The sequence below is a fragment of the Blastococcus sp. TML/C7B genome (assembly GCF_016612845.1).
Taxonomy (GTDB): domain Bacteria; phylum Actinomycetota; class Actinomycetes; order Mycobacteriales; family Geodermatophilaceae; genus Blastococcus.
Map to the genome: position 1 here is coordinate 2164559 of NZ_JAEOAA010000001.1, position 20678 is coordinate 2185236.

18 protein-coding genes and 1 pseudogene are annotated in these 20678 nt (G+C 71.4%); 4 read left to right on the forward strand and 15 right to left on the reverse strand.

All coding sequences use genetic code 11. The annotated features are described in order from the left end of the window. Nucleotides 1-53 precede the first annotated feature (53 nt). The 7 genes from JKP76_RS10550 to JKP76_RS10580 all read right to left on the reverse strand — a co-directional run bounded on the left by JKP76_RS10550 (nt 54) and on the right by JKP76_RS10580 (nt 6445). Nucleotides 54-1856: a hypothetical protein gene (locus tag JKP76_RS10550; protein ID WP_200490783.1), complete on the reverse strand. Its 1803-nt coding sequence runs from the start codon at nt 1854-1856 to the stop codon at nt 54-56. After that, nucleotides 1853-2362 (reverse strand): hypothetical protein, encoded by a 510-nt coding sequence (locus tag JKP76_RS10555; RefSeq protein WP_200490784.1) that lies wholly within the window; start codon nt 2360-2362, stop codon nt 1853-1855. Before JKP76_RS10555 ends, JKP76_RS10550 begins: the two co-directional genes overlap by 4 nt. Continuing rightward, nucleotides 2359-3399, reverse strand: a complete 1041-nt coding sequence (locus JKP76_RS10560) for a nucleotidyltransferase (RefSeq protein ID WP_200490785.1) — start codon at nt 3397-3399, stop codon at nt 2359-2361. Before JKP76_RS10560 ends, JKP76_RS10555 begins: the two co-directional genes overlap by 4 nt. 132 nt (nt 3400-3531) lie before the next feature. Further along, nucleotides 3532-4584, reverse strand: coding sequence for an ImmA/IrrE family metallo-endopeptidase (locus JKP76_RS10565; protein WP_200490786.1), 1053 nt, complete (start codon nt 4582-4584; stop codon nt 3532-3534). Continuing rightward, nucleotides 4574-4909 (reverse strand): hypothetical protein, encoded by a 336-nt coding sequence (locus JKP76_RS10570; RefSeq protein WP_200490787.1) that lies wholly within the window; start codon nt 4907-4909, stop codon nt 4574-4576. Before JKP76_RS10570 ends, JKP76_RS10565 begins: the two co-directional genes overlap by 11 nt. 28 nt (nt 4910-4937) lie before the next feature. Continuing rightward, nucleotides 4938-5270 (reverse strand): hypothetical protein, encoded by a 333-nt coding sequence (locus JKP76_RS10575; protein ID WP_200490788.1) that lies wholly within the window; start codon nt 5268-5270, stop codon nt 4938-4940. A 182-nt stretch (nt 5271-5452) separates the two neighbouring features. Next, a complete protein-coding gene (locus JKP76_RS10580; protein ID WP_200490789.1) occupies nt 5453-6445 on the reverse strand; it encodes a hypothetical protein in 993 nt (330 codons plus the stop codon). A 591-nt stretch (nt 6446-7036) separates the two neighbouring features. On the opposite strand from JKP76_RS10580, the gene JKP76_RS10585 reads away from it, so the two are divergent. From JKP76_RS10585 to JKP76_RS24010, 3 genes and pseudogenes are all read left to right on the forward strand, one after another. Next, nucleotides 7037-8542, forward strand: coding sequence for a site-specific DNA-methyltransferase (locus tag JKP76_RS10585; RefSeq protein WP_200490790.1), 1506 nt, complete (start codon nt 7037-7039; stop codon nt 8540-8542). Beyond that, complete coding sequence (locus JKP76_RS10590) at nt 8539-11088, forward strand: DEAD/DEAH box helicase family protein (protein ID WP_200490791.1); 2550 nt, start codon at nt 8539-8541, stop codon at nt 11086-11088. The genes JKP76_RS10585 and JKP76_RS10590 overlap by 4 nt, the downstream gene beginning before the upstream one ends. A gap of 429 nt (nt 11089-11517) precedes the next feature. Then, nucleotides 11518-11934 (forward strand): annotated as a pseudogene (locus JKP76_RS24010) (DNA N-6-adenine-methyltransferase); the annotation flags it as partial. Between the two features lie 234 nt (nt 11935-12168). Here the strand turns inward: JKP76_RS24010 and JKP76_RS10595 are convergent. The 8 genes from JKP76_RS10595 to JKP76_RS10630 are packed head-to-tail and all read right to left on the reverse strand — an operon-like array spanning nt 12169 to nt 19163. Beyond that, entirely contained in the window at nt 12169-12387 is a 219-nt protein-coding gene (locus JKP76_RS10595) for a hypothetical protein (protein WP_200491441.1), read from the reverse strand. Continuing rightward, on the reverse strand, nt 12359-12787 hold the full coding sequence (locus tag JKP76_RS10600) for a helix-turn-helix transcriptional regulator (RefSeq protein WP_309232912.1): 429 nt from the start codon (nt 12785-12787) through the stop codon (nt 12359-12361). The genes JKP76_RS10595 and JKP76_RS10600 overlap by 29 nt, the downstream gene beginning before the upstream one ends. 5 nt (nt 12788-12792) lie before the next feature. Beyond that, entirely contained in the window at nt 12793-13962 is a 1170-nt protein-coding gene (locus tag JKP76_RS10605; RefSeq protein ID WP_200490793.1) for a hypothetical protein, read from the reverse strand. A gap of 3 nt (nt 13963-13965) precedes the next feature. After that, the gene (locus JKP76_RS10610) at nt 13966-14718 is read right to left on the reverse strand and encodes a hypothetical protein (protein ID WP_200490794.1); all 753 of its coding nucleotides are present in this window, start codon (nt 14716-14718) and stop codon (nt 13966-13968) included. Beyond that, nucleotides 14718-16241 carry a Mu transposase C-terminal domain-containing protein gene (locus tag JKP76_RS23415; RefSeq protein WP_200490795.1) on the reverse strand — a complete coding sequence of 508 codons (1524 nt, stop codon included), beginning with the start codon at nt 16239-16241 and terminating at the stop codon, nt 14718-14720. Before JKP76_RS23415 ends, JKP76_RS10610 begins: the two co-directional genes overlap by 1 nt. Before the next feature lie 5 nt (nt 16242-16246). After that, nucleotides 16247-16927 carry a PD-(D/E)XK nuclease family protein gene (locus JKP76_RS10620; RefSeq protein WP_200490796.1) on the reverse strand — a complete coding sequence of 227 codons (681 nt, stop codon included), beginning with the start codon at nt 16925-16927 and terminating at the stop codon, nt 16247-16249. Further along, nucleotides 16924-18795: a ThiF family adenylyltransferase gene (locus tag JKP76_RS10625; RefSeq protein WP_200490797.1), complete on the reverse strand. Its 1872-nt coding sequence runs from the start codon at nt 18793-18795 to the stop codon at nt 16924-16926. Before JKP76_RS10625 ends, JKP76_RS10620 begins: the two co-directional genes overlap by 4 nt. Then, nucleotides 18795-19163: a hypothetical protein gene (locus JKP76_RS10630; RefSeq protein WP_200490798.1), complete on the reverse strand. Its 369-nt coding sequence runs from the start codon at nt 19161-19163 to the stop codon at nt 18795-18797. The genes JKP76_RS10625 and JKP76_RS10630 overlap by 1 nt, the downstream gene beginning before the upstream one ends. 64 nt (nt 19164-19227) lie before the next feature. Here JKP76_RS10630 and JKP76_RS10635 point away from each other — a divergent pair, with 64 nt between their 5' ends. Next, nucleotides 19228-19659, forward strand: a complete 432-nt coding sequence (locus JKP76_RS10635) for a hypothetical protein (RefSeq protein ID WP_200490799.1) — start codon at nt 19228-19230, stop codon at nt 19657-19659. Nucleotides 19660-20678 lie beyond the last annotated feature (1019 nt).

A 20678-nucleotide genomic window follows, 5' to 3' on the forward strand; every position in this document is an offset into this window, starting at 1 on the left:
CTACAAAGACTCCCCGGTATGCGGTTACGGGGTTGGCGGCGCCCTCGGGTGGGTCAGGCGTGGTCGGGTTCGCGCTCCCACGCGTCGGCGTGACGCTTGGACTCGTAGGCCTCAAGGTCCTCCTGGGTCGCCGCGCGGAGGTCGACGACAGTGTCCAGGCCGGCGTCGAGGAGCTGCTCCCGGCCGGTCAGCCGGAGGCCGCAGACGGGGCAGGTAAAGGCGTCGGCGCGGAGGATCACGGTGGAGATGACCCCGCTGACGAACGAGTCACCGTCTTCGACGTCCCAGTCGGCCTCGAAGTCGAGGTCGTCGGTGCCGGTGAGGACGCCGTGCTGGCTGCAGGCGGGGCAGGTGACGGCGAGCTTGGTGTCGTCGGCGACGGTGGCGGGGCGGACGTCGAGGGCGATGAGCTGGGCGTCGCGGTCCGGCTTGTCGAGTCCGCTGAAGCGCCGGGTGAAGGCGTCTCGGGCCTGCGACAACCGGAGCTGGACGAGCTGATGAACCTTCGTCGCGTGCTCATCGAGCAGTGCCCGGGCGGGTGCAGACCAGTCGCCGAAGAACATGTCGTGGGGTCGGTTGATCTTGTCCAGGATCTCCACGGCGCCGCGCACGGCGAGTTCGGCGACCGTGTCGGCGGCGGTGCCGGCGGCCCCGATGTGCGCGACGCCGTCGCGTGCCTGCAGCAGCAGTTCGAACCGGTCCGCGTGCTTCTTGCCGGCCCCTGGCGCGCCGGCTGCCTCCATCTCGCCAAAGCGCTCGAGGGCACCGCGTAGGCCGATCGTCTTGAGTACGTGCCCGGGCTTGACACGCTGGCCCTGACCGGCGAGGCGGAGGAGCGTCGGGAAGTCGAAGTTCCTTTCGAGCACCAGCGTCGGATGGAGTCCGACGAGGTAGGCCTTCGCCAGGTGCTCGAGCATCACGCCGAACTGCAGGGCCGCGTCGTCCTGGTCGTCGTTGGCCCGCGCGCGGAACGCCCGCACGGCGTGGCGCTGCGCGGAGGCGTAGAGGTCGTCGGCGTTGACGGGCGGCGCGGCGCTGGGCCACCAGGTCGCCGATAGCCGTCCCCTGACCATCTCCACGAAGGATGTCCGGGGGGCCTTCTGCAGGCGGCCTCTCCTGGGTGGTTCGGGGTGGGCTGCGGCGTCGTGCGGAGAGGAGCTCACCGCCGGATTCAACATGCGACCCCGACGTGGACGTTCCGGGGGGCTGGTCGCGATCGGCGCTGTCCGCCCGGCCGGCTGTCTACGAGCTGGCCAGTTCGCTACCGGTTGAGGTCGTCGTGCATGGCGGTCACGAGCGTGTCCCGTGCGGCGTCGGTGGCGGTGCGGGGCAGCGGTGCGGTGCGCAGCGGCACGTCCTTGTCCTTCTTGACTGGCTTGGCGCTCCAGGCCGCGGTCATCTGCGGGCCGGCTTCCCGTTGAGAGGCGGCGACGAAGTCCCGGTAGGCGCTGCACACCGCGGTGGTCCCATGGATCTCCATCCGAGCCGGTGTAGAAGCTGATCCGTGACTTCACGTCGCTGATGTGCTGGGTGATCTCCCGGCGGGCTTCGGCTGAGCCGTCCTTCCGCAGGATGCGGTACGGCGCCTCCATGTAGTCCTCGACCGCGCGCACCGCCTCGGCGTAGAACTTCGCCTTCTCCTGCCGGCGGGCCTCCCGCTGCTGGGTCTTGTAGGCGTTGACCGCGACGACGGCGGCGACGATGCCGACGATCACCGTCGCGAGGGCGCCGAGGAGGTTGCCGGCGTCGATGTCGGACCAGAACCCGGGGTCGGGCTGTTCTACGGGTGCGCATGCGGTTCGGGCGGCGACGGTGCCGGTCGCGCGCACCGCGGCGGCGACGAGCTCGGGGATCACGCGGCCACCGCCGGGAAACCGTGCGGCGCCTCGTCACCCAGCCAGGTGCCTCCGCGGTGACCGCCCGTGGCGCGCCAGTAGTCCTCGAAGAAGACGTGGTCGCGCGCCAGGTCGATCAGCGCGAGCAGGCCGTCGACCGGCCGCCACCGGCGCCACGGCGGGGAGTCGGGGAAGTAGAGGCAGAGCGCGTCGTCGGTGGGCATCCGGTGCGGGGAGGCCGCCCCCGGAGCGGCGAACACCCGGGGGTACTCCTCCGGCGGGAGGTCGTAGCAGTCATACCGGGGCCACCGGTGGAACTCGATCCGGAGGTCGACGGGGTCCCGGCGGCCCCGGACCTCGATCGGCACGCGGTAGGTGATCCGGTCGAGGTCGAGGCCCAGCCGAAGGTCAGCGCCGTGCTCAGCACGGGCGCCGGCCTCCACCCATCGCTGCCACCACGGCTGCAGGCCGTACCACGTGACGTCGGGCTGCTGGGTCCACAGCAGCCCGTCGATGGAGGCGGTCACGGGGCCCAACTCCGGACCGGGACCCGGGGGCGGCTGGCACCGGCACCGGTGCCGGTGGTGGGGGCACCGTTGCGGCTGCCGCGCTGGATGCGGCGCGCTTCCTCGGCCCGTACAGCGTCCTGGTCCGGGCGCGGCAGCATCTCCTCGTCGTTGAAGAGCTTGGCCAGCTCGTCGTGGGCGAGCAGGGGGTAGCCGTCGCGCTCAAGGCGGGCCGCCTCGTCGAGGCGCTTGCCGGCGTCGCGGAGGGCGGTGACGACCTGGGTGCGCGTCCAGTCCTTGCCCAGCTTGATCGGCTTCTCGGCGACCCGCGCCGGGTCCTCGGTGAGGCCCTTGTCCAGCTCGTCGGCGGCGTGGGTGAACCACTTCGACAGGCCGGCCAGGTGCGTCGTGGGGGCGGTGATGCAGCCCAGCGCCAGGGCCTTGATGTTCCAGCTGACCAGGGGCATGCCGTTGCTGCGGTCCCAGTGCTTGAGCAGGCGGACGATGTGCGCGAACGCGACGCGGGTGTCCTCGATCGCCTGGCGCACGAGCCGGGTGTGCGTCTCGGGGTCCGAGCGGGACCAACCGGGCGCCTTCGGGATGGACAGGCCCGGGGCGCGCGCATTGTCGATGGCGCAGATGACGTCGGCGGTGAAGTCCTTCTCGCCGGCGTGGACGGGGTCGCCGAAGCGGACGAGCACCGCACGGGTGCAGCCTTCGACGGTCACGGTGAGCTTGGGGAACTCCTCGCCGAGCGCGTCACGGATGGCTTCGGCGGCGCGGTCCATCAGGTCGCGCGGACCCTTCTTGCCGGGGCCGTGGGTGTCCTTGGCCTCGGCGATGACGATGCCGAGGTCGATGTCCGTCAGCGGGGTGAGGGCGTCGCCGTGGGCGAGGCTGCCGTTGAAGTAGACCCGGGAGCCGGGGAACGCCTTGCGCAGCGCGCTGGCGATGAGCTCGCGGCGCCGGCGGGCCTCCTTGATCTCCTCCTCGGTGATCTGGATGCGGCCGCGGGCCTGGGTGAGCAGCTGCTCCATGGTGGGGGGCTTGTCAGTCATCAGTTGTGTGTCCTCTCGTGCCGACTGTCCTGTCCGTCCGCGCAGGTCGGTGCTGCGCGGCGGTGGGCCGTGGGGCCTCACCTGGGACAGACGAGCCATCTCGGCAGAAGAGGGCGATCGAGGACAGGAAGTTCAGGAGCAGTCGCGGCAGCGGTCGGCGTCGCCGTCGAAGAGCCGTGCCGGGAGGCGGAGGCCGCAGCGGGTGCAGTCCCGCTCCTTCACCACCGGGGCGCAGGCGCAGCGGCTGCACTTCGTGCAGGTGTGGTGACCACAACGAGCGCAGGGGCCCTCGAAGGTCTGGAAGTCCTCGCCGCACTCGGAGTGGACGCAGATCCGCCAGGCGGCCGTCGGCCCGGTCTGCGCGATCGGCAGGGTGAACCCGGTCTCCCAGGGGGCGTGGTCGGTGACGGCGACGACGACGAGGTAGCCGTCCATCGGTGCCGCCTGGGCGTACAGCTCGTCCCCTTGGATGCCGTTGCGGTACCGGAGGCGGGTACGGCCGCGGGACCGGCCCTGTCCGGCCGGATTGCTGAGGGCCTGGCGGATGACTTCGGCGGTGCTCTGGTCGCTGCCGCGGCCGGGCCGGGGCATGAGATGCGAGGCGGCGAACTGGACGGTGCCCTCCGCGTCGAGGAGCAGCACGTGGCCGGGTGAGCTCAGGTGCTGCGCGGCGCGGACGCAGACGGCGGCGCGGGAGGCCGTGGCGCCGCGGCGCAGGGCCACGATGTTGTCGGCGGTCGGCGTGCCCGCCGGGAGATGGCGGGCGACGAGCTCCTCGGAGAGGAGTACGTCGGCGGCGAAGGCGTCGCAGGCGGCGTCCTCGAACTGATCAGCGGCGCCCTCGTGCAGGTCGACGGTCTCGGCGAGGTCGGGATCGGACTGCTGCAGGTGGTGGCCGAGCTCGTGCAGCGCGGTGAACGCCCGGCGTCCGGGGCTGGTGGCGTCGGCCACCGTGAGCAGAGGTGGATCCTCGGAGCCGTAGTAGGCGCCGGCGACGCTGCATCGGCTGCCGGTCTCGGCCGGCGGCACCTCCCGGTAGTCCACCTCCGGCCAGGTGCGCAGGACCTCAACCGGATCCCGACCGAGCGCGTCGCGGCGGCCGGGCAGGAGACTGTCGAGAAGGGTGAGCATGGCCTGCGCCTGCCGGCGGACGGTGTCGCGGCGCACGGGGATCTCAAGGCTCATCGAGCACCAGCGCGAAGTAGTGATCGAGGCGGTCGGTCCAGGCCGGTTTCTCGCCTTCGGTCTGCCGGTGGGCCACGGCGGCGACAGCGAAGCCGGCGGTCAGCCAAGCCTCGATCTCGTCGATGCCCCGACGCTCGGCGAGGGCGACCACCTTGGCCCGGTAGCCGGGCTGATCCAGATCGGCGACGAGGTCTTCGGGTAGTGGCGGGTTGGCCGCCAGCAACCTCTCCACCGGCAGGTGCACGACGGGTGCCAGACGCTCAGCCTGCTCGGAAGTGAGCGCCGCCCGGCCCCGGCGCAGCGCGACCACAGTGCGTTCGGGCACCTGAAGCACCTGCGCTAGGCCCTTGACATCAGATGAGGGCAGGAGCTCCTTGAGGTTGCCGCTTCCCTCGGGCGGCCCAGCGGGCAGCGACGAAGGTGTCGAGGATGTCTTGCCGTCTCGCCCGCTGTACGGCGCGGTCATCAGCGGCGGTGAGCACTGGCCGGCCGCGGTCGGCGGCGTTCAATTCTCCGAGGTTGACAGTCAACGATCCGAGGTAGCGGTCCATGACGCGCAACGGGAGCAACGTGGCGTCGGCAAGCCACACGACCAGCGAGCAGGCGAGATCGCTACTTTCCGCGCTCAGCATGGCTGCGCTGTCGTCGGCGGCATCGACGTCCAAGGTGACTGGGACGGCCCGCACGGAGCGACGGGAGGCGTCCACGACGAGCAGCAACTGGGCGGTGGATCCCCATCGGGCCCGCCAGATCTGCCCCGGCGCGGGTGTCGGCGGCTGATCTGTCCATGCTCGTCGGACCGCCGCAGGGAGCGCCGCTGCGGTCAGGGCCGCTCGCAACCGGGCAGCTGCAGTGCCCTCAACTTCGGTCACGAGCTCATCCTCCCTTCGGTGTCGGCCGGTTCTTCCAGGGACTGACGAGCCATCTCCCCGGCCGGCCGGGCCGGCAGCGAGGCGATGTCGAGCAAGGCCATCACCACCTCGTCGGCGCGGGGGTCGTCGACGGTCGCCAGCCGAACCAGCTCGATGACCTGAGCCCGGCGTGCGGCCGCCTCCTTCGGACCGATGCCGAGTTGCGCGGCGGCGTCGCCCGGCGTGATCAGGTAGGGCACGATGGCGCGCTGCTCGCTGGTGAGCCGCGCCCACAGCTCTTCGGCGCTGATGCCCGTGAGTGCGTGCTCGAGCTCCTGGTCGGTGCGCCCGATCTGCTCATCGCCGTCCGCGAGGAACAACTCGCCGACGGTCTCCGGCGCGATCTCGTGGCGGAACCGCTCCAGCAGGATCTGGGCCAGGTCCTCGGCCCGCACGGTGCCGTTGGCGTCGGTGAGCACCGCGACGGCCACGGTTGCGAGGGCGTGCTGAGCTGGACGAGCGGTGGGGCCGGCGGTGTTCCACGAGGGGATGGACACCCCGCGGACCCGCAGGGCGGTGCGGTGCAGGTCGGCGATGTCACCCTGCCACCACTCAGCGGGACCGTCGACCAGCCGCCAGCCGTCGTGCGGGCTGGTGACGAACATGAACCGGGAGTCCTTGCCGAGCACGTTCTTCAGGCGCTCACGCAGCTTCCCGTGCTCGGTGGCCTTCGCCTGATCCTTCTGGAAGTTCTGCACCGTCGCCAGCAGGTACCGCTCCGCGGAGCCCTGGTTGTCGACCGACGCCAGGGCGTCGAGCAGGAACGCGGTACTCCCCTTCTTGGCGATCATCTCCACCAGCAGCTCGTCGACTGCATCGTCGCTCCACCGGTCGTAGCCCTGCGGCGGCGGGAAGGGGCCGGTGCGAACGGCTTGTGCGGCGATCCGGCGCAGCAGCTGCAGGCCCGCCTCGACGTCACCGACCAGCAGCCACTGGTCGTACTCGCTCACGCACTCCCCCGTCCCGCCCGACCTGTCGACGACCTCGCCGACGGTCCGTGAACGGCGGGTTGAGGCCACCGGTCGTCGTGGAACCGGTGCGTCATGATCGTAGGCGCACGAGAGACATGCGTCACGCCGTCGCGGGCGGCAGCTCGGGACCCTGGGGGAGTTCGGCGGGATCCCGTCGCTCGGGGGTCGGGCAGTTGGTGTGCGGTCGGTGCGGACACGCATGGGTTTCCGCCAGCTGCCCCGCCCCATACGGACATGGCCGAGGCCGGACCACTGCGCTCACCGGTAGGGAAGATGCCTCGTGGAGTGACGTCGTCTGGACGTGGGTGTCGCTGACTGGGCGCGGCTGGCAGTCCAACACGTGCCGCGCGCGGATCCGGCGGTACGAGCGGGGCCAGAGGGGCGACATGCCCGCAGTAGCGGTCCTCCACGGTCCGTCAGGCACGTACCGTGCGTCACCAAGGAGGAACTGTGGCGAGTGGTCGACGGCTGGAGCTGTCGTGGTCGAACAAGGACATGCGGCTCCTGTCACACGGGGCGGACCGGTACGAGTGGGTGCAGCCCACCGACTGGCGTGTCTCAGAGGTGCGCTTGCTGGCCCCAGTAGCCGACATCGGTGACGAGCCCGAACGCAACCTCCTGGTGCACGGCGACGCTCTGCATGCCCTGACGTCGCTGACGTCGCTGCCTGACCTGGCCGAGGCCTACGTCGGCAAGGTGAAGCTGGTCTACATCGACCCGCCGTTCAACACCGGGGAGACGTTCGCCCACTACGACGACGCCGTCGAGCACTCGGTGTGGCTGACCATGTTGCGCGACCGGCTGAACCAGATCCGACGGCTGCTCGCCGACGACGGCAGCGTGTGGGTCCACCTCGATGACGTCGAGCAGCACCGGGCCCGCTGCGTGCTCGACGAGGTCTTCGGTGCCCAGAACTTCGTCGCGACGGTCATCTGGCAGAAGAGCCACAGCCGGAACAACTCCGCGCAGCACTTCTCCGCCGACCACGACTTCATCCACGTGTACGCCCGCAACAAGGCCGCGTGGCGCCGCAACCGGGTCGCTCGTACTTCGAAGAGCGACGCCGACTTCTGGAACCCGGACAACGACCCGCGAGGTGATTGGCGCCGGTCGGACCTCACCGCGGCCAAGCCCTACAACGACGGCAAGTACGAGGTGACGGGTCCGCACGGCGACAAGTTCACGCCGCGCGCCGGCCGCTACTGGGGCGTGTCACCCACGAGCTTCGAGGAGCTCCGGGCCGATGATCGCCTCTGGTGGGGCAAGACCGGCCGTACGTTCCCCTTCCGCAAGCGGTTCCGCAGCGAGCTCGGCGACCTGGTGCCGACCACCATCTGGGCTCACGAGGAGGTCGGCAACAACCGCGAGGCGAAGGGCGAGATCGTCTCCCTGCTGGGCCGCAGCGCCATCTTCGCGACACCGAAGCCCGAGCGGCTGATGGAACAGATCATCCACATCGCCTCCGACCCAGGCGACATCGTGCTCGACTGCTTCGCCGGTTCCGGCACGACGGCGGCGGTCGCGCACAAGATGGGCCGCCGCTTCGTCACCGTGGAGCTGTCGGAGAGCAACATCGACACGTTCGTGCGGCCGCGCCTGGAGAAGGTGGTCAAGGGCGAGGACGCCGGAGGGGTGACCGGCACGGCAGCGTGGGCGGGCGGCGGCGGGTTCCGTCTCGTACGCGTCGCCTCGAGCATGTTCGAGGCCGACGAGGACGGCGATCTGTACCTCGCCGACTGGGCGGTCGGCGGTGAGCTCGCTCGCGCCATTTGTGCGCAGGTGCGCTATGAGTACGAGCCCGACGGGCCGTTCACCGGCCGACGGGGTCGCAGCCGGCTCGCGGTGCTGGACGGCATGCTGACCGCCGGCGTGGCCGAGTTGCTGCTCTCCAAGCTCGCCGACCGCGAGACCCTCCTGGTGGTGGCCCAGGCCATCGAGCCCGGTGCCGAGGAGCTGCTCGCGGCCCGCAGGGGCGGCTCGAAGGTCCGGAAGGTGCCGCGCGACCTCGCGCGCCGCGGCATCCTCCCCAGCCAGCTGGTTTCCCTGACTTCCACCCCGGACGGTGACACGGCATGAGCGACCACCTCAGTGTGCCCTTCGATCAGGCCCTCATCGACGACGTCGCCGCGCGCTTGGACCTGCGGGTGCCCAACGCCGAGGCTCTGGCCGCCGTTGCCAAGCACATCGACGCCGCAGCCGGGGCCTCGACGGAGGCCGTGTGCGATCTGGCTACCGCCGTCGGCAAGACCTACCTGGCCGCCGGTCTCGTCGAGTACCTGGCCGAGTCCGGTGTCCGCAACGTCCTTGTGGTGACCCCGGGGCGCACCATCCTGGACAAGACGGTCAACAACTTCACCGAGGGACACAAGAAGTCGGTGCTCGGCGGGATGACCACCCGTCCGACCATCGTCACGGTCGACAACTTCAACACCGGAGACGTGGCCACCGCGCTGGGCGACGAGGACACCGTCAAGCTCTTCGTGTTCACCGTCCATGCGCTGACGAAGCCGGACAAGGTCACGCGCCGCACCCGCAAGTTCCAGGAGTGGCTCGGCGAAGACCTTTACGCCTACCTGAAGTCGCGGCCAGACCTGGTCGTCATCGCCGACGAGCACCACGTGTACTCCGAGGAAGCGGCGTCGTTCTCCGCAGCCATCCGAGACCTGGACCCGCTGGCACTCGTCGGGCTGACGGCCACGCCGGCGAAGTCGGACCTGTCGAAGATCGTCTACCGCTACCCGCTGGCCAGGGCCATCGCCGACAAGTACGTCAAGACCCCGGTGCTCGTCGGTCGGACAGACACCGCGGACAGCGTCGAGGTGCGCCTGCGCGACGGCGTCTCCCTCCTGCACGCGAAGCAGAAGGCGGCTGACGCGTACTCCGACGCTCACGGCCTTCCACGCATCCACGCCGTCATGTTCGTCGTGGCCGACACCATCGACTCCGCGCAGGCAGTCGCCGCGGTGCTTCGCCGCCCCGGCCTGTACGAGCACGACTACGAGCAGCGCGTTCTCACCGTCCACAGCAAGGCTGCCGACGACGCCCTGGCGCGGCTGGGGGCCGTGGAGGAGCCCGACAGCCCAGTCAGGGTCATCGTGAGCGTCGACATGCTGAAGGAGGGGTGGGACGTCAAGAACATCTACGTCATCTGCTCCCTGCGTCCGTCGATCTCCGACGTCCTGACGGAGCAGACCCTCGGCCGCGGCCTCCGGCTGCCGTGGGGCTCTTACACCGGCGTCGAGCTGCTCGACACCGTCGAGGTGCTCTCGCACGAGCGATACGACGCGCTGCTTTCGCGAGCTGGCGTCCTCCTGGAGGGCCTGGTCGAGCGCCGCGTCGTCCCGGTGCCGACCGACGTGCCGAACGTGACCCGCGTCGTCGATGCCCCCACCGGCGACGACCCTGCCGCTCCAGACGTCGACGAACCTGCGCCTCCGACCGACGGACCGACCGCTGAGCGCTCTGCGGAACTGACACCGGCAGAGGCGACGCAGCCCGCGGCGGACACCGATGTCGCCCCCGCGGCGGCGGGTGTGGACGGCAGCGACGCCGTCACCCCGGTTCCGGTCTCACCGGCCGACGAACCCACTGGCGGGTCAACCATTACCACGCTGGATGAACGGCTGCGGGACGCGAACGCCCAGGCCGAGAGCGTCGCTGCGCCGATCACCGCCGCACGCGAGATCGTCATGCCGAAGGTGGAGCGCACCGTCGTCGCTCGGTCGTTCGCGCTCTCCGACGTCGACGAGGACCTCCTCGCCGACATCGGCAAGCAGGTCGCCGGCGCAGGCGGTGGAAGCTTGGCCCGCAAGCGTTTGGATGTGGTCGAGGACCCCAGCAGTCCGACTGGGCTGCGTCTCGTGCCGGCCGACGCCGCCGACATCATCGACGCGAGCACCCCCGAGCTGCCGTACGGCGACGTGGTCGGCTCGCTGAAGAACGGCATCCTCGCCGTCGAGTTCATCGACTCCGCGCGTCGCTCCGACCTCAACGCGGCCAAGCGGCTCGCGACCGTCTTGGTCGACGCCGCCGGAGGCGCCGACAACGTGGCGCCGTACGTCAACCAGACCCTGACCGCGGTACAGCGGATGTTGCAGAAGGAGTACCGGGCTGCCCCCGAGGTGGTCGACCGGAGCGTGAGCACCACGGCGTTCGGTCCTACGCGGACCAACGGCCGGCCGGTGGAGCCCAACCGGTACGGGAAGTTCAGCCGCGGGGTCGCCTACTCCACGTGGAGTGAGCGGGCCCTGCACCCGCTGAACTGGTTCGACAGCGAGACCGAGCGGAGGTTCGCCAACCTGCTCGACAGTGCCGCCGAGGTCACCGTGTGGGCGCGCATCCAGCGCGGCGAGTTCGTCGTGGAGTGGGAGGGCGGCCGCTACAGCCCGGACTTCCACGCCGAGATCTCCAGCGTCCACTACCTGCTCGAGGTCAAGGGCGACGACCGCGTCGACGACCCGGTCGTACAGAGCAAGCGCGCGGCAGCCGAGCAGTGGGCCCGGTACGTCACCGACGACGGCCAGCACGGTGAGTGGCAGTACCTGCTCGTTCCCCAGCACGTGGTGAACGAGGCGCGGACCTTGCCCGACGCCCTGACTCGGTCGCGCGCCGCGCGCCGCTGAGCAGCTGCCGCCCGCCACCACACGCGCGGCAGCAGCATGGTGGGTGCGCCCGGCTGCCTTCGGGGCGCGCACCTTCACCAGACGGTGGGTCCTCGACCTCGCCCGCGGGATGCGCGGACTCCGTTGCCCGGCGCTGCGGCAGTTGCGCCTAGCGAGAGCCCGCAGGGGGCTGGCCGCGGGCGCATCGCCGGCCCCAACGCATTCCCCGCCATGTGCGCTGCCGGACCGAGGCGCTTCCGGCGGACCAAGCCAGTCACGGTCGGATCACGGATTGGGTTCCGGTCGGGTGTGTTCCGTCGATGCGCACGTCGACGGAACGAAGCTGCGAATGTGGGTCGGCGTCGTGTGTGCGTGGGGTGTCGGGAACCGCTGGCGCAGGCGGAGACGGGTCGGCCGCGGGAGTACTGCGGGCAGCGCTGCCGGCAGGCGATGTGGGCGCGCCGGCGCCGCCGGGAGCAGCGCCTGCAGGCGGGGCCGGACTGGTCGCAGTGGTGGACGCCGCCGGAGATCAGGGAGCGGGTGTCGGTGTACGACCTGGGGTTGGACGCCGCAGCGTGCGCGGAGTCGACGCTCGTGCCCGGCAGTTGGCTGGGGCCGACGAATCCCGTGGAGAGCCGCAGGGACGCGACCTTGGTCCGCTGGTCGGACTTCGTGGAGCCCGGAACATCGATCTGGTGCAACCCCCCGTACTCCGCGCGGTTGCTCCCGCGGTTCCTCGAGCGGATGGTTCAGGCGGCCGACGACGGCCACGACACCATCGCGCTGCTGCCGGCCAGCGTGTGTACCCGCTGGTGGAACCGGTGGGTAGTTGACGGGGCCGCCGAGGTGGATCTGTTGCCCGGACGTCTCCGATTTGCCGGCCCGCATGCAGCGCAGGGGTATGCACCGTTCGGATGCAGCGCTGGTGCGTTGGCCTGCACGTGTCTCGAACGGACCGTCGACGCACTGAGAAGCGGGGCGGCGTCGCGCGGCTCAGGAACGGGCCTAGGTGGGGCTCCCGGGCTCCGCCGGGTCGCGGGTGTGCCGGGACGGACGCCGACGGTGCCGGATGGCTCCTCGCTGGCCCATGCCACGTCGCCCTCACGCAGTCTCCAGAGAGGTAGCGACGTGCGCGGCGAGGACGGGGCCGTCGCCGTGGTCCTCGACGAGGCCGCGGCGGTGCAGGGCGGGCAGGGTGAGTTCACGGCCGGTGCGGCTCAGCTTGCGGCGGACATCTTCTCCGCGCTGGATGCGGCGCAGCAGGCGGGCTTCGGCGAGGGTGAGCGGGCGGTCAGCTGCGACGTCCGCAGGCGTGTGCACGTGCGGGACAAGCCAGACGTCGTCGTGGTGGCGGGAGACCGCGATCCCGGCGTCGGGCAGCTGGTAGTTCAGCGCCTCGATGGCTTCGGTGACCTTCCGCGACGGTGGCGTGCAGTGCGGTCGCGAGGGCGGTGACGGTGGTGCGGCCGTGGGCGAGCAGTGCGGCGCCCACGGCCGGGCCCAGCTGCGTGTCCTCGCCTGCCCGGTGCTGGGGCAGCAGCAGGTCCTGCAGTGGTGCCGCGAGGGTGTGCGCGAGGCGTTCGATGACGCGCAGGGGCAGGTCGCCGGGGTCGGCGCCGGCCTCGAGGCGTTTGACGGTGAGCGGGTCGACGCCGATGGCGGCGGCGAGCCGGCGCTGGGACAGCCCGCGATCGGTGCGCAGCCGGCGCACTGCGTTCACGTCGATCACGGAAGGGCCTCCACGGTGACGCCGAGGGCCCGCAGCGCGCCTTCGGTGTGGTCGCGGGTGCGTTCGGCGCGGCGGCCGTGGACGTGGAGGCCGAGGTCGGTGGCCGCCTCGGTGAGGGCCTTGGCCAGGGCCTTGGGGCTGTGTGGCAGCAGCGGGTCGTTGTCCTCCGCGCCGGCAGCCCGGCGCAACTGCACCTGGGCGCGCACGGCGCGGGCGGTGTGCGGGCCGAACGAGACTCGGCCGGTGGTGGTTGCGAGGGTGGCCCCGTCGCCGGCGGCGTCGCTGATGCGGATCGCTCCGATGCTGGCGAGGTCCCAGCTGTTGCGGGTGAGCATGACGGTGATGGGCCGGTAGGGCTGGCGGTAGGGGGCCAGGGCGGCGTCGGCGACGGCGGCGGGGATGCGGGGGCGTTCCTCGCCGTGCAGCAGCCGGGCGAGGTCGATCTTGACGTAGAGGTCGTGGTGCCAGGCGGCGGCCTGAAGTGCGCGCAGTTGGACGGTGAGCTGTGCGTCCGGCGGCGCGGGGTTGAGCAGGCCGTAGAGCAGGTCGGCGACGGTGCCCCGGGTAGCGCCGTGCGCGCGCAGGCCCTGTGTGCAGTCGCGGGCGGTGGTGCTGAAGACGGCGTCAACGCGGGCGGCGTCGGCGGCGCTGAGGGTGCGCCGGTAGGCGCTGCGGAAGGTGGTGAACTCCGCGGCGGGGACGGCGGGCAGGTCGACCGGCACGGGGAGGTGCGGCGCGGGTGCGGCGCTGGGTGCGGCGAGGTCGGCGGTGGCGGCGCTGCGGCGGCGTCCCAGTGCGCGCACGAAGGTGTCGCTGCGCGGCGGCCGGTGCAGGAGCCACAGCCGCGCCCCTGCGGTGTCGGTGAGCCGCACCAGGCTGTTCAGCAGCACCGGGTGCAGCCGCTGGGCCTCGGTGAGGACGACGTCGGCGATGTCGTGTGCGCACATCCAGGCCAGGGCGTGGCGGACGTCGTCTTGTTCGTTACGGCCGGTGCCGGCCAGGTCGCGGCGTTTGCCGAGGGCGGCGAGCAGGTCGCCAGCGAGCACGTGCAGCCGGCGCAGGTCGGGGCGGATCTCGGCCCACAGGGCCCCGGTGACCAGCGGCGGATGGGCCGGGATGGTCACCGGGGCGCCGGTGACGTCGACGCTGAGGATGGTGGGGGACATCGGTCAGCGCTTCTTCAGCACGGTGGCCGGCATGGACGCCAGCACCGCCTTCGCGAACGGGCGGTCCAGAACGGGGCGCTCGCGTCCGAGGGCGACGGCCTGGTCGCGAAGGTGGATGGCGTGCTGCAGGAACCGCGACCAGCGGCCGAGGACGCCGTGGCACACACGGGTGTCGATTTCGGTGAGCAGGTCGGTGTCGGCGCCGGCGAACAGGTCGTGCATGCCCCGCAGGGCGCGCAGCAGAACCTCATCGGTCAGGGGAGCGACTTCGACGGTGGCGCAGATGGCGTCCCACAGCAGCGGGTCGCGGCCGATCGCTTTCGCCGCCTGCGGGCCGCCGAGGAGGAACCAGGCGGCCTGTTGTCCGGGGCGGCCGTGCAGCCACTCGATCTGCCCGGCGGCCTCGGCGGTGCACCGCTCGGTGTGCTCGACGACGACGATCCGGGGCTGCGCGGCGAGGGCCTCAACGAGGTCGTCCTGCAGGTCCCGTTCGGGCAGGTCGTCGGGGGCGATGACCTGGTCGTGCAGCAGTTGCAGCAGCTTGCGGCCGCTTTCGTTGCCCGCGAGCGTCAGCCTGGCCACGGGCAGCTCCTGGCCGGCGAGCCAGGTGTTGAGGGCGGTGCGCTTGCCGGTGGAGTGCGGCCCGTGGATGAGGGCGATCTCGTGGCGGGGGACCACCAGGGCGGCGGTGTCTGCGATGCGGGCGAAGGCGGGGGTGCGGACCACTCGCGCCTCCTCGAGTCCGGCGAGGGCCATCAGATGATCCGCAGCTGCGCGTGAACGCCGCCGAGGCCGTCGGCGCCGTCCGCGTCGAGCTGGCCGAGGAGCTGCTTGAGCGCGTCGTCACCACCGGACAGCAGGTCATCGGAGGTGCCGATGACCTGGCGCTTGCCGTCCTTGTCCTTGCGAATCTTGGAGGTGCCGGGGTGGTTCTTGACGCGCATCCGGTTGGCGGTAGTGAAGCGCTTCTGCGCCTGGGCGCGGGCGGCCTGCCGGCGTTCGATGGTGGCCTGCCGCTCCTCGTCGGACAGCTCCTGCACCGGAATGGCGGTGCACAGGTGCTCGCCGTTGAGGAACACTTCGATGAAGGACCGGTCGTGGGGGAGGTGCCGGATTTCGACGTGCCGGCCGATGACGTCGACCAGCTCGGGGGCGACCCAGTCGATGGTGTCCCAGCGGATGCCGTTCTTGCTGACCTTGCAGCGGTCCTTGGAGGTCAGGAAGTCGTGCCAGAGCTGCTCGGGGGCGATCTCCTCCAGCGGGGTGCCGTCGGCCTTCCAGGCCTGCAGCGGCGTCATCTTCATGGTGCTGACGACGTGGTTGGTGTTGTAGTCGGTGATCCACTCATCGAGCAGCACCAGGAACTCGTCCTCGCCGAGGGCGTTGTCGGCGATGGCGTGCTGACCGCGCAGGTCGTGCGGGCCCTCGCTGTAGCCGGGCAGCGGCGGAAGCAGGCTGCGCTTGAGGGTGAGCCAGAACCGTTCGAGACGGCCCTTCAAGTGCGGGGAGTATGCGGCCAACGCGATCGGCATGACCTGCAGCCGCAGGCACGACTCGGTGATGAGGGTGGCCAGGAACTCCAGGCCGCGGTCCCACACCGCCTTCATCGGCCTGCCGCCGACGATGGTCTCGCCGTCCCCGGCGACGCGCAGCGTCATCGCCTGCACCAGCGACGCCCGGACCTCCTCGGCGGTGGGCCGCCCGAAGGTGACCACCCAGGACAGGACGTAGCGGGTGGAGCCGTCCATGACCGCGGTGATCCACGGCTTGACCGCCGTCTTGTACCCGCGCGGCACGACGAAGATGGGCAGCTCGGTGTGGTCGAGCAGCACGCTGTGCATCCGGTGCGGGTAGTCGTTGCGCAGGTACAGCTGGTGGTCCCGGTAGCCGGCCGACCCGCCGCGGGCGTACTCGATCTGGCTGCCCATGGCCGCGCGCACGCACCGGCGGAAGGTGCTCTCGCTGGGCAGCGACATGCTGCCCGCGAGCAGCTGGTAGGCCTGCGCCAGTCCGCCGCAGCACAGGAACACCGCGGTGATGACCGCCTCGGTCACCGCGAACCGCGCCGCACCCGGCAGCGACCGGCCCTGCGTCTTCGCGTCCAGGGCGCGCTGAACCTGCCGGGCGCTGTAGCCGACCTTCGCCGCCTCCCGGCGCACGTCGTCCGGCGTCACCGGTCGCGTCTTGGCCAGCTCCATCAGCGCGTCGACCGCGCGGTCCCGGGCAGTGCGCATGTACTTGGGCTTGTTGGTGTTCTTCTTCGGCTCGCGGGTGTTCACGGAGCTCACTTCCTTCTGGTCACGACGTCGGTGTGGAACAGGGGCATCCGGCCGCCGTCGGAGCGCACGAACACCGAGCGGTGCGGCTCGGTGAGGCTGAGCAGCCGGATGCCGATGAACTGGTCCGGCCACAGCCGGGTTGCGCAGTCGCCGTAGCGGGTGACCTGCGCGCTGGTGCGAGCCAGCGAGATCCCGCGGGGGCTGCCGGCCTTGATCTCGTCGATCAGCACCCGGTCGTCGCGGTCGCGCCAGAGCAGGTCGATCCGGCCGACACCCACGTCCAGCTCGGTGCCGGCGAACAGCCAGCCGGGAGGGGGCAGCAGGTGCCAGAAGTAGCTGCCGGTCAGCGAGGCGATGTTCTGCCGGTGGGCGCGTGCCTCGATCGGGGCGAACATGTGCATCGCGCGGTCGGCGGCGATGCGCAGCTCCGCCGCCGTGGGCGTGCGGGTGCGCGCGGCCAGGGTGCCGATGGTGGCGTGCACGAGCACGCCCACCTGACTGGAGCGGGCCAGTTCCTCGTCGTCGTAGAACATGTGCGGGCACCGTTCGGTGCCCGCAGCCGTCGTCAGTCGCCCGGCGATCCAGATCTGGCCGGGGGCGGGGGCGGTACCTCGGTGCAGTGCGGCCCGGTACTGCGCCCGGCCGAGGATCCGCCGCCCAGTGATTGCCCTCGCGGCTGTGCTCACCGCAGCGCGTGAAGGGCGCAGTCGGGGTGCACAGTCAGGCGGCGGGACTGCCAGCGCGGCTGCTGCGGCCCCCGACGCCCGCGTAGCGACAACACCTGCACGTCCCCGTACGGCGATCGCCGCACCGTGTCCGCAGGGGCGGTGAGGATGGCCAGTCCGGTGCGCACCGCCTGCAGCGCAACCTCACCGAGATCGAACGCGCCGCCGACGAACGTGGCCTCCGAACATCCCACCGGGGTCAGCCACGCGCCGTCCTCGGCGGGAGGCCACGGCAGCGTGCGCTCGGCACGGTGCAGCTGGGCGCACTCCCAACAACCGCCGCCGGCCGCGGGTTGCGCCACGATCGCCCCGCCCCACCCGCCAGCAGTGGCAGAGGCGATCAGCAGGGGCGTGCCGGTCCGCCGCAGGTGCGCGGCGAGGAAACGGGAAACGGTGGGGTTCGCGGCCGCGTCAACGACCAGATCGCTCCCGGTCAGCCGGGGGAGTTCCTGGCCGTCGTCGCGGCCGAGGTGGCGGAAGCCGCAGGTGAGCTCGACGTGGGGGTTGTGCTCGAGGATGCGCCGCGCGACGGCGAGCGCCTTGTACTCACCCGCGTCCGCGACGGCGGGAATCTGCCGGGAGCCCGTGGCCGCCTCGTGCCGGTCCCCATCGACAAGGTGGATGATGCCGACGCCAGCACGTGCTAGCTCCAGCGCGATCGGGCCGCCGACCGCGCCCACGCCGACGACGGTGACCGTGGCGCCGGAGAGCTGCTGCCCGGTGTTGCCCGGTAGCCGGGCGGCGAGGTCGTCTCGGCCGATGGCGTGACTGCGGTGGACCGTCACCCGCAGCCGCGCCCGGGCGCTCGCTTGTTCGGTCGGAGCGGTGTCTGCGGTTTCTGCGGCGTTCGGGTCGGCGGGCCAGAGCTCGGTGACCGGAAACAGTGGCAGTTGTCCCGGCGGTGGAGGGTCGCCAGCGGCTGGGCGTTCACCGGTCCGCGCGGCGGCGCGCAGGGTGAGCAGCAGGTACTCCTCCCAGGCCCGACGATCGCCGGCCTCGGACGGCACCAGCACAAGCAGTGCCTGCAGCCGGGGGAGGTAGGTGGCCGTGGGCACCGTGGCGGCCAGCTGGGCCCAGCCTCGTCGCCACAGGTCGGCCGCGATCAGGCGGCCCGGCGGCAGGTCGGTGAGCCGCACCCATGGGATCTGCACCGACTCCAGGCCGGCGTACAGGTCGCTCGCGGCCAGCAACTCCCCGTCCCCGTCTAGCAGCTGCACCAGGGCGTGCACCGGTGGGAGGGCACCGATCACGGCCAGGGCCGCCAGGCCGCCGGGCACGCCGGCCGGCGGCAGGCACCCCGAGTCGGCCAGCAGCCCGCCGCGGGCCGGCATCAGGCGCGTCCACACCGGCTCCGCGCCGGTCTCCAGCGCCAGCGTCGCCGGATCCGCACCGCTCGTGCGCCCGGCGGCGAGCAACAGCGGCAGCTGAGTGGTGAGCAGTGCGGCCAGGGTGGTGGAGGGCAGCCACTCCTGCTCGCCCCCGAGCAGGCACAGCGTCCCCATGATCGGGTCCCGATGGCGGTGCAGCCCGGCGAGGGGCTCGCGCAGCAGCACCGTCGGCGGCCACCACGGGAACTGAGCCGGGTAGTGGACGGAGAGCTCGAGCCGGTCGGGGTCACCCGGCTGCGGCGCCGGGTGCGGCCAGCTGACCATCAGCCCCCGGGACGGCGCCGCGACGCCGTCGCTCCGGCCGGCGGCGACGTGGTCGAAGGCCAGAGGTGTCCAGGTCGCGCCGGCGGCGGCCAGCTCCTTCCGCTCCAGCTCCCACACCTGCGGGTAGGCAATCCACCACGGCGTGAGGGCGGCACCGGCCGCCACCGGCGCGCTCATCAGCCCACTGGCCGCGGGTGCTCGCCCGACGACGCCGCCCATACCGGCGGCGCCATCTGGACGTCCTCGACGATCGTCTCGTCGGTCGACGTCTCGGTGCGCGTCGTCGACGTGGTGGTGTACCTGGTGATCCGGCGCTGTCCCGGCCCGCCCGCCGACGGGGGCGGGGACGTCGCAGGGGCGGTCGGAGCCTCCGGCGGCTCCGGTGCGGCCTCCGCGGCGGCGCCGTCCGCGTCCTCACCCGCCTCCTGCGGCGGGCTGGGCTCCTCGGCGCCGGCGCTGGGGGCGTAGAAGGAACCGGTGGCGGCGGGCGACGCCTCGCCGGGGCTGGCGTCGGGGTTGTTCGGGCCGGGGGACTGATCGTCCACGGGATACGTCCCTTCAGTGGGGTCGCTGCACGTCAGCGAGGGGCCCCAAGCGCACGTGCCGCCCGTGTGGCGGCGCATCGAGATCGAGGAAGCTGCCCGGCCATGGCTGGGCAACTTCCCGCCCGACCGGGTGACCGCGGCGAATGCCTGCTGCCCGCGGGCCGGCACCACTGCCCTCGTGAATCGACCGGGTGCCAACCGTCTAGATCGCCGCCGCACGCTGACTCCGCGCGCCTACATCCCACGAGGCTTCGGCAGTACGCCGGAAGCGAAATGTGTTGTTCCGCCGGGCGGTGATCCGGTGTCCGCCGCCGTCGCACGTGTGCAGCACGATCTCGTTTTGCGCTACAAGGCTGTCCGGCGTCACGGCGACAGGCGCCGCCTCGGCCGCACGTTCGGCATCTCGGAGTCGGCGTGGAGCCGCTGCCTATCGGGGGAGCAGTTCATGGGCGGCACCGTCATGGCCGCGCTGTTGTACGGCATCCATGGGTGGTGAGTGTCCCGCCCCCCGTCAGTACCGAGCCTCCACTGAACCCGGGGCGGGACACCTGTGCAGGCACCCGGGGTGGGCGCGCCAGAAGTACCCAGCGCTCACCCCGATCACCATCTCTGGCGGTTGCTTCAGGTGTCCCTGATTGGGCCGCTTAGGGCGTCGGGGTAACGCTCAGAGTGGGCCCTAGGGGTGATCGATCTCCGGCTGGGAGACCAGCCGCTCGTAGGCAACCTCCAGGGGCATCAGTACCGGTTTCCATCGGACGCGGCTCGCGTACCAGCTGGCACGTTCCTCCTCGCGGTCGTCGACGTACTCCTGCCAGTACCAGCCACCACCGAAGGGGGTGACCCCGAAGGGCTGGCGTCCGAAGCCCTCGTTCCTCGCGAAGTCGACGGGCTCATGATCCTGCCGCCGCGAGCAGAGATCAGCGCAGCAGCCGTCTGCCCGCCGCCGTCGCGACCCGCGCGTTCGTTCTGTGCCCTTCTGCTGAGCTGCGCTTCCCGCCGCCAGACCTCCCAGAGGTCGTACATCGCGTGCAGGACAGCAACAACCGCGTCAGGCATCTCCGTGGCCGAGCCGACGTCCGCAGCCCGGGCACGGCTCATGGCCGCGTCAAGGCGCCGCCATCGAGGGATTAGGACGGATGCGGGCGCGGCCACGCGCGAACCGTACGTCCCCGCGCTGGCCCCAGAGTGGGCCGCTCAGGGCACCGGCCGAGCATGCCGCGAATGCGGCATTATAAACACGGCGCTGGCCACCCGCTTGCTGGGTCAGTGGAGTTGACCCGCTTCGGTCAGCGGCTCTGCACCGGCCGATCGTGACCGCTGCGCCGGACAACGATGATCGGCCGCGCGGCCACCGCCCAGCTGTCGCGCAACGACTCGGACCAAAGGGCCCGACCTTGTGCAGGGGGTCGGGCCCCTCCGGACTCCAGGTGAATCTGTACTGCAACTGCACTTCCAGAACCTTCAATCTGTCGTACTGTTGCACCTTCACAGCACTTCACAGAACATCGAGGAGCG

Coding starts and splice junctions, on each gene's coding strand:
- JKP76_RS10560 (WP_200490785.1), bottom strand. CDS start 3,399: ATGACTGACAAGCCCCCCACCATGGAGCAGCTGCTCACCCAGGCCCGC.
- JKP76_RS10565 (WP_200490786.1), bottom strand. CDS start 4,584: ATGAGCCTTGAGATCCCCGTGCGCCGCGACACCGTCCGCCGGCAGGCG.
- JKP76_RS10590 (WP_200490791.1), top strand. CDS start 8,539: ATGAGCGACCACCTCAGTGTGCCCTTCGATCAGGCCCTCATCGACGAC.
- JKP76_RS10605 (WP_200490793.1), bottom strand. CDS start 13,962: ATGTCCCCCACCATCCTCAGCGTCGACGTCACCGGCGCCCCGGTGACC.
- JKP76_RS10610 (WP_200490794.1), bottom strand. CDS start 14,718: ATGGCCCTCGCCGGACTCGAGGAGGCGCGAGTGGTCCGCACCCCCGCC.
- JKP76_RS10625 (WP_200490797.1), bottom strand. CDS start 18,795: ATGAGCGCGCCGGTGGCGGCCGGTGCCGCCCTCACGCCGTGGTGGATT.